Annotated in this window: 11 protein-coding genes; 9 read left to right on the top strand and 2 right to left on the bottom strand. The window is 42.8% G+C overall.

What is annotated here, in order from left to right:
* From VF500_RS21090 to VF500_RS21080, 3 genes are all read left to right on the top strand, one after another.
* Positions 1-528, top strand: a 528-nt coding sequence (locus VF500_RS21090; RefSeq protein WP_330861572.1) for a hypothetical protein, incomplete at its 5' end; no start/stop codon positions are given.
* Positions 529-651: 123 nt separating this feature from the next.
* Complete coding sequence (locus VF500_RS21085; protein WP_330861571.1) at positions 652-1,002, top strand: DUF433 domain-containing protein; 351 nt, start codon at positions 652-654, stop codon at positions 1,000-1,002.
* Positions 986-1,309, top strand: a complete 324-nt coding sequence (locus tag VF500_RS21080) for a hypothetical protein (RefSeq protein WP_330861570.1) — start codon at positions 986-988, stop codon at positions 1,307-1,309. The genes VF500_RS21085 and VF500_RS21080 overlap by 17 nt, the downstream gene beginning before the upstream one ends.
* Positions 1,310-1,408: 99 nt before the next feature.
* Here VF500_RS21080 and VF500_RS21075 read toward each other — a convergent pair whose 3' ends face one another.
* Positions 1,409-2,134, bottom strand: a complete 726-nt coding sequence (locus VF500_RS21075) for a hypothetical protein (protein ID WP_330861569.1) — start codon at positions 2,132-2,134, stop codon at positions 1,409-1,411.
* Positions 2,135-2,386: 252 nt separating this feature from the next.
* Between VF500_RS21075 and lpxK the strand changes: the two genes are divergently transcribed.
* Genes lpxK through VF500_RS21060 form a run of 3 tightly spaced genes read left to right on the top strand, consistent with a single transcriptional unit; the run spans position 2,387 to position 6,328 of the window.
* Positions 2,387-3,430 carry a tetraacyldisaccharide 4'-kinase gene (gene lpxK, locus VF500_RS21070; protein ID WP_330861568.1) on the top strand — a complete coding sequence of 348 codons (1,044 nt, stop codon included), beginning with the start codon at positions 2,387-2,389 and terminating at the stop codon, positions 3,428-3,430.
* Positions 3,414-4,229, top strand: a complete 816-nt coding sequence (locus tag VF500_RS21065) for a purine-nucleoside phosphorylase (RefSeq protein ID WP_110587356.1) — start codon at positions 3,414-3,416, stop codon at positions 4,227-4,229. Before lpxK ends, VF500_RS21065 begins: the two co-directional genes overlap by 17 nt.
* 41 nt (positions 4,230-4,270) lie before the next feature.
* Entirely contained in the window at positions 4,271-6,328 is a 2,058-nt protein-coding gene (locus tag VF500_RS21060) for a putative porin (RefSeq protein WP_330861567.1), read from the top strand.
* Between the two features lie 310 nt (positions 6,329-6,638).
* Here VF500_RS21060 and VF500_RS21055 read toward each other — a convergent pair whose 3' ends face one another.
* Positions 6,639-7,007 (bottom strand): glyoxalase superfamily protein, encoded by a 369-nt coding sequence (locus tag VF500_RS21055; protein WP_330861566.1) that lies wholly within the window; start codon positions 7,005-7,007, stop codon positions 6,639-6,641.
* Between the two features lie 227 nt (positions 7,008-7,234).
* Here VF500_RS21055 and VF500_RS21050 point away from each other — a divergent pair, with 227 nt between their 5' ends.
* The 3 genes from VF500_RS21050 to VF500_RS21040 form a co-directional block, all read left to right on the top strand.
* Positions 7,235-8,269, top strand: a complete 1,035-nt coding sequence (locus VF500_RS21050; RefSeq protein WP_330861565.1) for a sensor histidine kinase — start codon at positions 7,235-7,237, stop codon at positions 8,267-8,269.
* Complete coding sequence (locus VF500_RS21045; RefSeq protein ID WP_330861564.1) at positions 8,269-8,970, top strand: LytTR family DNA-binding domain-containing protein; 702 nt, start codon at positions 8,269-8,271, stop codon at positions 8,968-8,970. The genes VF500_RS21050 and VF500_RS21045 overlap by 1 nt, the downstream gene beginning before the upstream one ends.
* 516 nt (positions 8,971-9,486) lie before the next feature.
* Positions 9,487-11,104 (top strand): TonB-dependent receptor (locus VF500_RS21040; protein WP_330861563.1); only part of this gene is annotated, 1,618 nt, incomplete at its 3' end.

Raw genomic sequence — 11,104 nt, 5'->3', positions numbered from 1 at the left:
CATCTGTTTCATGTGGAGGGACTACTCAAAATACTATGTTTTTTATATTTGCTAAAAACCCGTTACCTCATGAGCCAGTTTGTTGATACCACCAATCGCAAAGTATTGTATCGCTTATTCCTTAATCTTGATGCGCAGGCTAAGCCACTTTGGGGTAAAATGACACCTCAACAAATGATTGAGCACCTTATAACCCAGGTTCAATACACCAACGGTACCAGGATACCAACCTGGGATGGGCCACATGAAAATACCGCCGCACGTAAGCAAGCCGGCATTTATACCGACTTTGAAATGCCCCGCAATATTATCTTGGAAGAGCTACCCGATACGCTAACCTATCCCGACCTCGAAACAGCCATTAATCAATTAATGAAAGAGCTGGATACTTTCGACAGGTATTTCAACACGAATGATGTTAAAGTGATCCACGGTGGTTTCGGTCCGTTGGATTATTATGAATGGATCATATGGCATGGCAAACATTTTACGCACCATTTAAAGCAGTTTGGGGTGGTGGGATGGTAAGCTTTCCTATAGTTGTTATAGGAAAAACTAATTAAATAAATTTCGTAAATTTGAGTATGCAAGTTCAGATAGATATAGGCTTCGATAACAATGAACTAAAAGAATTAGAATCATTTTTATTGAGTGCTCCTACTTTCTCTGATAAGCAAATTGCAGCAATCAATAAAACGCGTAAGGCTATTAATAAATGGCGTACCCGAAAAGGCTATCGCATCAAACTTTAATTTTGAAACCATGGAGATCCGCGAAGTGATTAATATCGATCATGATATTTTGGGAGGTCAGCCAGTGTTTGCCGGCACACGAGTGCCTGTTGATACACTCTTTGATCATCTGGAAGCCGGGATTTCGCTTGCCGATTTTTTGGATGATTTCCCATCTGTAAAAAAAGAACAGGCTATTGCATTGTTAGACATCGCCAGTAAAATCGTAACCTCAAAGAATATCACACAACTTTATGAAGCTGTTGCTTGATGAGAATCTCCCTAAAAAACTAAAGCTTGATTTTCCCGAACACGAAGTATATACTGTAACCGATAAAGGCTGGAACGGCGTAAAAAATGGTGAACTGTTAAAACTATTATTAAATGACGGCTTTGATGCTTTGTTGACTTTCGACAAGAATTTGCAGCATCAGCAAAACTTCAAAAAATATACCATTTGCGTATTTGTAATGATAGCCCCGATCAATACATATGCTGAATTATCAAAGCTTGTTCCTTTAATAAAAAAGGCAATCAAAAAAAGCACCTTAGTAGGCCCAATCATTATTAGCCTTTAGCAAACATGATAAGAAGTTAATGGTTACCCTGAATGTCAAGCATTTTTGACCGCATGAATAAGTCATCTTTGTTTGATATAAAATAATACCTGCCAATCCCTATTTTGATGCAGTCTGATTTATTTGCTCAACATCTATATCAATACTGCCAGTCGCTGTAACCGTAACGGTGCACTTGTAATCTATCACTACCGGACGACTATTTATTATTCCCGGTTTCCACTTTCTTGATCCTTTGATAAGGCGTATCAATTGCTCATCTATCTTATTATTCTCCTTACTTACCAGTTTGGTATTAACCAAAGTACCATCTTTCTCTATACTAAATTTCACAATTGTGGTTTGTACTTCCTTAACCGATACTTTACTTAAATTCTTTTTAATGTAATCATAAAACCGGGCCATCCCTCCAATATATTCCGGTTGTGCCGAAAATGAAAATATCCCTAAAGTAATTTGATTATTTATAGAGTCGGCGGCAACTCCTGGTTTTACAAGGGTTGTATCACTACCCGAAGCCCCGCCTTTTTGCTGAGCAAAAACGCGGCAATTTACAGTGGTCAATCCCAATGCAATTAACCCCGCCGAAAGCCATCGCTGCCATTTGGGTTGCGCTGTATAAGTTATCCTTCCAGCATCAAATATCCCGCAATGTATCTTATCGGCGTTGCTTAGGGAATTCAATATTTGTTCTTCGTGCACTCCCCTAAAATCCATAATTGCCCTGTTGCAACCGGCACAATACCAATCACTATTACAAGGTGTAAGATCGTTTAGCGTTTTAGGGCACTTAAAGATAAGCTGGATATTTTGAAGCGGTTCCATAAGGTAAAGGTCATTTACCCAAATAACGTATTCTTTTTATTATACGTATACTGTATTTCAAAAAAGCCTAAACTATCCATCCACCAATAGCTTCAATAAATCGGCTTCAAATATTAACTTTGCTGTTCTGCAAATAAATAAAAGAAGAAATGCGTCATTGCGAGGTACGAAGCAATCGCGAACTCTACAGAGCGGACCTGTAATTTGGGGATTGCTTCGTACCTCGCAATGACGGGTTGAGAAAAACCATATATGAAACTCCTGCGCTGGCTTTTAATACCCTTTTCGCTGATTTACGGCCTGGTTGTCGGTATCCGTAACTGGTGTTATAACCGGGGGGTCTTTAAAAGTACCGGGTTTGATATGCCGGTGATCGTAGTGGGCAATCTCGACGTTGGAGGCGCAGGCAAAAGCCCGATGACAGAGTACCTGATCAGGCTATTGAAAGGCAATTATAACATAGCTACACTTAGCCGCGGCTACGGTCGTGCTACCAAAAGCTTTTTAATGGCTACTGCCGAAAGTAAAGCATCCGACATTGGCGACGAGCCAGCCCAGTTCAAACATAAATTTCCGGATGTTGATGTAGCCGTTTGCGAGAAGCGGGTTAATGGTGTTGAGCAGTTAAAGGACAATCATGATGTTATTGTTTTAGATGATGCCTACCAGCACCGTGCGCTTGAGCCAGGTTTCAGCATTTTGCTTTTTGATTACAGCCGGGTTAACGAGCCTCATTTCCTGCTCCCGGCAGGTAACCTACGAGAGTCGTTTGGCGGGCGTAAAAGGGCGGATGTGATCATCATCAGTAAATGCCCTGCTTCACTAACCGATCTTGAACAGGGGCGGGTAATAAAAAGGATCAAGCCGTATCCACATCAGTCACTATTTTTTACAACGATAAACTATCTGCCTGTTCAAGCTATGAACGGTACTACGGTTACAAACACCATCGACAATCAAACCACTGTTTTCCTGCTCACAGGCATAGCTAATCCCAAACCATTATTAGCACATCTCAAAAAGCAAACACAGCTGGTTGTTCATCACAATTATCCCGATCATCACCGTTTTAGCTTAAAAAATATCAGTAAACTTGCCGATGAGTTTTCGGCCTTTGCATCACAAAAAAAAGTGATCATCACAACAGAAAAGGATGCGCAGCGTTTAGGGGAACAGGACCTGCTTCCGATGGTTAAAAAACTGCCCGTTTTGGTATTGCCAATAGGCGTAAGTTTTTTAAATAACGGGCAACAACAATTTGACGAATTAGTACAAACATATGTTAGACAATATTGAAGGCACCGCCCGGTATATCAAAAACCGCATAGGCGATTTTGAACCCGAAGTGGGTATAATTTTAGGTACTGGTCTTGGTGGCCTTGTCAAAGAAATTGAGGTCGAAAAACAGCTGATGTACTCCAACATACCTGATTTTCCTATCTCAACATTGGAGTTCCACTCGGGCAAGCTTATTTTTGGTACACTTGCAGGTGTTAAAGTTGTTGCCATGCAGGGTCGCTTGCATTATTACGAAGGTTACAACATGCAGCAGATCACCTTCCCGGTTAGGGTGATGAAATACCTGGGGATAAAAACGCTGTACGTATCAAACGCCAGCGGTTCACTTAACCCCGATTTTAAAAAGGGCGACCTGATGATCATTGAAGATCATATTAACCTGCAGCCGCAAAACCCGCTGGTTGGCCGTAATTATGAGGAGCTTGGCCCACGCTTCCCGGATATGAGCGAACCTTACCGTCATGATATGATCGAAAAAGGTTTGGCCATCGCCCAAAAACACAATATAACCTGCCATAAAGGGGTTTATGTAGCAGTAACCGGCCCTAACCTGGAAACCCGTGCCGAGTATAAATACCTGCGCATCATAGGCGGCGATGCCGTTGGCATGAGCACCGTGCCCGAGGTTATTGTTGCCAACCACATGGGGATCCCAACATTTGCCATTTCGGTATTAACAGATGAGGGCTTTCCTGAAATATTGAAGCCGATAACGCTTGAAGAGATCCTTGCTATTGCGCAAGAAGCCGAACCCAAAATGACCCAGATACTTAAAGAACTGATAGCCGGTAATTAATGCGCCAATAGCTCAAATATATTTTTTTATTGCTGATGTGTATGTCGGTACAGGCTGCTTTTGCGCAGTATGGAAACCGTACCAATCCACGTAACCTGCCTACCCGTGATACTGCACGCAAGCAGGAAAAACAAATGACCGACGATCAGCTCCTGGACAGCTTAAGGCGTAAGGAAGAGAATAAAAAGGATTCGGTGGTTTTCAGTTCCAAGTTTATCCGTGTTACCAACGAGCGTTTGCTGAACGACAGTACACAATTGTTCCCGATTGATACCGGTATCACTAACTTTGAGATCTACAGTCCGCTTGTTGATCCGCGCAGTCCACGGATTCATTTAGGGAATATTGGCTTATCGCAACGGCCCTTGCTTTTTGAGCCCAGCAGGACCATAGGCTTTGACCTGGGTTTACATGCATTGGATATTTATGCGCTGAAGCCCCAGGATATCAATTACTATAACACACGGGTACCTTATACCAAGCTTACTCTGTATAATGCCTTTGGCGGGTCGGCCATACAGGTGTTTAATATCGTCCATACCCAAAACATAAAGCCCAACTGGAATATCGGTTTTAATCTTAATTTCAACGGGTCGAAGGGATTTTACAACTTTAACAATGTGCTGGGGCAAAACGTGAGCGATTTAAATGCTTCCATTTTTACCTGGTACGAATCAAAAAGTAAACGGTATAATCTGCTGGCCAACCTATTATTCAATAATCTTAAAGCACCCGAAACCGGCAGCATCCTTAACGATTCGGTATTCACCAGCACTAATGTAAACAACGCCTTTTCAAAAGACAGGGCAGCAGTTCGCCTGCCTTACAGTTATGAAAACTGGAACGATAAAGGCCTCTACATTAAACAGTTTTACTATTTAGGCAGGATAGATAGTTTGAACAAAGGCAAGGATAATTCAAAGATCCTGCCTACCCAACGCGTATCACATACCCTCCATATATCAAACAGCAGGTACCTGTATAAGCAAAGCGGTGTTGACACCTACAATGTTTTCCCCGATTATTATTACAGTAATAACCGGTCGCGAGATTCGACAGTGGTGACGCATATTCAGAATGAGTTTTCGTATAGCTTTTACCTCCGAAGTAAATCGGTAAAGTTTGTAAAGAACGAGCTGAAGCTTGACCTGGGGCTTGTGCATGATTTTTATTCATACAATCAATATGTTAGCGATACCACCCTTAACCAGTATGGTGCAAAATACATTCACCAGGATAAGGTACAGCACAACACATTCCAGGATATTACACTGAAAGCCAAGCTGGGCTACCGTTTCAGCGACCGTATTGCGCTTGATGCCGATTTCAGGCAGATTGCCCAGGGCCGCGACTTTGGCAACTATCTTTATGATGCCAAACTTACCCTGGCAGGCGGCAAAAAAACAGGTAAGATCATTTTAGAGGCCTATTCGCAAAACAGCTCACCGCCGTTGGTTTATAACAACTGGATCTCCAATCATTATATTTTTCATAATGATTTCAGCAATCAGAAAACTACCAGCGCATCGTTCAACTACATTAATAATGCCCTGCAAATTGATTTAAAGGCCGAATACTTTTTGATAAGCAATTACCTGTATTTTACAGCTCAGGATGGCGGTAGCGATGTACGCCCGGCTCAGCTTAACAGTTCTATTAACCTGTTAAAAGTAAGCCTTGGTAAAAACTTCACCTACCGCAGCCTGCATTTTGACAACTACGTAGTATATCAAAAAACCGACTATCAAAATACACTCCGTACACCCGAGGTATATGCTTATAGCAGCTTATACGTTAACCGGGTTTTGCTTAATGTATTACATGCCAGTATGGGTATAAATGGGAGGTACAATACAGAATATGTAGCACCTTCATATGCCCCGGGCCTTGGGCAATTTTACAACGGTGCAAACGTAACGTTTTCATCATACCCTATATTCGGTGTATTTTTCAAAGCAACATTGCAACGTACCAACCTGTTTGTTGCTTATGATTACATTAATCAGGGTGCATGGAGTAAAGGTTATTATACTGTTAACCGCTACCCTCAACAGGATGCTGTCCTAAAGTTTGGCGTATCATGGACATTTTATAATTAAAAGAGATAATTATATCCAAAACCGTTGCCATAGTAAACTAATTGGCAATAGAAGGCTCCACTGGAGCCTTTCTTTTAAATAATATTTTCGCCTATAAACATGGTACTCCTACGGAGTTTGAAAAGTACATCATTAAGAACTCCGTAGGAGTACCATGTTTGTAGCAAAATGAAGCACATGTATTGGCTCCGTAGGTGCCTCCTAATTAAAAAACAATTCTTTGCAATTCTGGTAAGTTGCTTTATAAAACGCATTTTCTCAAAACCATTGCTTCGGACTTTATCAATAACTCTTTCTCAACAAAAAATATTTATCCCTTCAATTCCTCACTAAATGTTAACCTGTTGCCAAAAGGATCATGAACGGTCATGGTGATAGCCTTGTCATTCCATTCGGGAACTTCCAAGCCCGGACGATTATATTTATATTTTTTGGCGATGAGATGAGCGTGATAATCCCTTAGCTCTGTAAAATCGTCAATAGCTACGTGGCTGCCGGGACTTGCATCGCCATGATGTTCGGAGAGGTAAAGCACTACATCGCGCAGGGATATTTGAATGTATACCGGCACACCTTCGGGCTTATGTTCCCAATCAGTTTTAAAGCCAAGCCAGGTAATATAAAACTCAATAGCTTTATCGTAATCAAAAATTCGGAGGATAGGTTTTATTATCGACATAGGTAATTAATTGTTAAACAAATTTAACGGAAAATGCAGCTGGTTTTATACAGCTAACACGCTTGTTTTCAACCCAAGCCTGCAAATGTTAATAGATGTTAAATATGACTAAAACGGCGTTATAAATTAGGTTTCCATACAACAGATAACTTACTTTCGTCGGCACATTTTGCCCCCTCGTCTATTACATTGAGTGCGGGTTTAAAATGAGGCTACCTTAGCATGATATGTTTAAACGGATAAAACCGGCATTGATTATTGAAGTTTGTATCCATCTGTTATTTTGGGCACTGATCATATTTACGCCGGTAATTTCCAGGCCGGATATGCGAGGTTTTCCACAGCCTGCTTTTTCGGTATGGCACATCATCAGTTTTAACCTTGTGCTGGCGGCCGAGTTTTACCTGAACGCATTTTTCCTTATTCCGAAGATCTTAAAAAAGAATATCTGGCTTTACTTTTTTGCATTGCTTGCCTCTTTTGTGGTATTCAATTTAATACTGATGGCAGTACGGCATTATTTTCCGCTACCTCATTTTCCGTGGATGGGGCAACATCACCGGTCGCAGGGGGCTTACCTGGTTATTTTCCCGTTATTATCCATTACAGCTGGTAGTTTTGCTTATCACTACCTTGCCGATCAGTTTAAAGTCATCAACAAAAAAAAGGATATAGATAATGCTTCACTGATCTCTGAGCTGGCTTTTTTACGCTCGCAGATCAGTCCGCATTTTATTTTTAATGTGATTAATAGTGCCGTGGCGCTTTCCAGGTTAAACCCTTCGGCAGTTGAGCCTACGCTCATCCAGCTCTCCAAACTGCTCAGATACATGCTTTATGTAACCGATGCCGAAAAAGTTACGCTGTGCCAAAAAGAAGATTACCTCAGCAGCTACATCGAACTGCAGCAACTCCGTTTCCGCGACCAGGTGAAGATCAGTTTTAGCTCAGATATTAAAGCGCCTGAAAAAAGCATCGAACCTATGCTGCTGATCCCGTTTGTGGAAAATGCCTTTAAGCATGGCACTGGCGACATTGATGCCCCCGCCATAGCCATTACACTTTTTACCGATGAAAAAAACCTGCGTTTCAGCGTACAAAATGTATATAACCCGGCCGAAGGCAGTAAAGACAATGCCTCGGGTATTGGCCTGGCCAATGTTAAACGCCGGCTGGAACTGCTATATCCTGGCAAACACAATCTCTATATCAATCAAAACGAGCAGGCTTATATAGTTATGCTGCAATTGGAACTTAAATGATGCGATGCTTAATAATTGACGATGAGCCGCTGGCGCTCGACCTGCTGGAAGATAGCCTCAAGCATGTGAATACCATACAAGTGGTAGCCCGGTGCCGTAACGCGGGTGAAGCGATCATTGCTATGCAAAAAGAGCAGATCGATCTTATTTTCAGCGATATATACATGCCGGGTATCAATGGTTTACAATTGATCAAGAGCCTCACCCAAAAGCCGATGGTGATATTTGTAACCGCTTATGAGAAATTTGCGGTAGAGGGCTTTGAGCTTGATGTTGTAGACTACCTGGTTAAACCTGTGCCCTTAGACCGTTTTTTAAAAGCATGCCACAAAGCACTTGACCTGTATGAGCTTCGCCGCAGTTATGTACCGCAGCCTACAACCAAAAACCATTTCTTTTTGCATGCCGATTATAACCTGGTAAAGATCAGCTTTGACCAGGTTGAATACATTGAGGGACTTAAGGATTATATCAAAGTGCACCTCATCAACCAGCAAAAACCGGTATTATCCCGCATCAGTCTCAAAGCTATTGAGCTGCAATTACCTCCCGACCAGTTTTTCCGGGTGCACAAATCATACCTGGTTAACCTCGACCATGTATCGGAGATGCGCCGCGCCCGCATCAAACTTATCAACACCGAAATCCCGCTAAGTGATGGTTACCGTGATGTGATCAACAGGATGATTGGGAAGGTGTAAGAAGCTTTACCACATAAAAATATGTCATTGTGAGTGTTTAAATCCTTGGACTCTGAAGTTGAAATGATATCTCCATACCGTCATGCTGAGGAGGTAAAATCCAGGGACTTTGAAGGGGGAAATGACATTTGCCCCTTTGTCATGCTGAGGCACGAAGCATCTTCTTCGCCCTGTATAGCGACCATGCTTGTTGAAGAAGATCCTTCGTGCCTCAGGATGACAGGTTTTTTAAATTATGTCATGGGTAGCGCGGTGTGGCAATCGCATACTATACAGGGCGGCTCTGCTTGCGTGCGATTGCTGCGCTCGCAATGACATTCTTTATAAGCATTTCCTTATATCTCCGCGCCAAAACCTGCCACTGCTACTAATAACTGCTACTTACCCTTGCTAACCCACGTATTCCCCTACCACACATCCTGCCGTCTTGTCGACACAAAGCCTCTCATGGTCGATTTTATTTGAGGTACATCAAAACAAGGTGCAATTTCGGCACCGAAGAAAATATACCCCTACATGAAGAAATTTTCCTTATTGTTATTATCCACCCTTGTATTGTGCGGTTCGGTGGCCCATAGTCAGCAAACGCAGCAAAAACTCAAAAAGATCGTAGTTAACCATTTTTTTTCATGTCCGCTTGATGAGCTTCTTGATACACTGGCCATGGATTATAAAGTCCGCATCGTGTTTGAACGCGAGCCTCTGCATGAAATGGACGTGGTAGAACACTTTTTTGAAGAACCATTGAAAGATGTAATTGCCAAGGTTTGTGATGAGAACAGCCTGCATTACTGGATAGAATCAAGCGGCACCATCTACATCCTTCAAAATACCGACGATCTGGCCCGGCTGCAAAAACTCAACAAATTAGCATTACAATCATCCAATGCGGTAAAGGCCAAAGAGATTGAGGCCCCCAAAGCTAAGCCCAAACATTTCCTCGTCAGTATTAACGGGCGCGTGATCGATCAGCAAACGGGCGAGTCGCTGCCATCGGCCACGGTGAAGATCAGGGGAACCGACCTCAACGTAATGACAAACTCCGACGGCTATTTTACCATGTTCAGGGTACCTTCAGATACATCAGTAGTGGAGGTTTCATACACAGGTTATCAAACCGACTATTTCAGGCTGAGCAGCGAAAAGCTGAATTCGCCGCTGATCTGTGGTTTGTATTCATCACTTAACAGCTTAAACGAGGTTACCATTACCGGTAAAAAAAGCGGCGTTATGAATACCGATAGCAGGCAGGTTGGCGTGTTACAGCTTTCGCCGGCCAATTTGGATAAGCTGCCAACAATGGGTGATAAGGACGTACTGAGGGCCTTCCAGCTAATGCCCGGCGTAAGCGGCACCAACGAGTCATCATCCGGCGCATATGTACGCGGCGGTACACCCGATCAGAATTTAGTTGTGCTGGATGGTTTTACCATTTACCAGGTTGACCACCTGTACGGTTTCTTCAGCGCTTTTAATGCCAGCGCCATCAAAGATGTGCAGTTGTATAAAGGCGGCTTTACGGCCAAGTATGGCGGCAGGCTTTCGAGCGTTACCGAACTTAACGGCAAGGAAGGGAATAAAAACGAAACCAATATCGGTACCGATTTGAGTTTACTAAGCGCCAGCGGTTACCTGGAAACGCCGCTGTCGGACAAGTCGACCTTGCTGTTAGCTGTAAGGCGTTCATACCAGGGACCATTTTATAATAAGATCTTTAACCAGTTTAACCAAACTTCAACCACACAAAGTGGTGGCCCGGGTGGTGGTGGCCGTGGCGGTTTCGGTGGCGGTGGTTTTGCCAACCAGATTACGCCAAGCTCATACTTTTATGATTTTGACGCCAAGTACACGTACAGCATCAGTCAAAAAGATAAAGTTTCATGGAGTTTATACACCGGTACCGATAAAACTGACAACAGCAGGCAATTGGGCCTGCCATCGTTCCTATCGTCAGGCAGCAGCGGCATCAATATTACCGACTATACCAAGTATGGTAACCTGGGCAGCAGTATCAAATGGTTCAGGCAATGGAATAAGAAACTATACTCCAACAACTACATCACCTACTCATCCTATTTCAACGACAGGATCAGGAGCACTTCGGGGTTTTCACAGATCGACACCAACGGTATTT

The sequence above is a fragment of the Mucilaginibacter sp. genome, from assembly GCF_036383575.1.
Taxonomy (GTDB): domain Bacteria; phylum Bacteroidota; class Bacteroidia; order Sphingobacteriales; family Sphingobacteriaceae; genus Mucilaginibacter.
This window is presented reverse-complemented; position numbering and strand designations above follow the sequence as displayed.

What these genes read in the sequence shown, in the direction of transcription:
- VF500_RS21080 (WP_330861570.1), top strand. Translation starts at nt 986, where the DNA reads ATGAAGCTGTTGCTTGATGAGAATCTCCCTAAAAAACTAAAGCTTGAT.
- VF500_RS21075 (WP_330861569.1), bottom strand. Translation starts at nt 2,134, where the DNA reads ATGGAACCGCTTCAAAATATCCAGCTTATCTTTAAGTGCCCTAAAACG.
- lpxK (WP_330861568.1), top strand. Translation starts at nt 2,387, where the DNA reads ATGAAACTCCTGCGCTGGCTTTTAATACCCTTTTCGCTGATTTACGGC.
- VF500_RS21065 (WP_110587356.1), top strand. Translation starts at nt 3,414, where the DNA reads ATGTTAGACAATATTGAAGGCACCGCCCGGTATATCAAAAACCGCATA.
- VF500_RS21060 (WP_330861567.1), top strand. Translation starts at nt 4,271, where the DNA reads ATGTCGGTACAGGCTGCTTTTGCGCAGTATGGAAACCGTACCAATCCA.
- VF500_RS21055 (WP_330861566.1), bottom strand. Translation starts at nt 7,007, where the DNA reads ATGTCGATAATAAAACCTATCCTCCGAATTTTTGATTACGATAAAGCT.
- VF500_RS21050 (WP_330861565.1), top strand. Translation starts at nt 7,235, where the DNA reads ATGTTTAAACGGATAAAACCGGCATTGATTATTGAAGTTTGTATCCAT.
- VF500_RS21045 (WP_330861564.1), top strand. Translation starts at nt 8,269, where the DNA reads ATGCGATGCTTAATAATTGACGATGAGCCGCTGGCGCTCGACCTGCTG.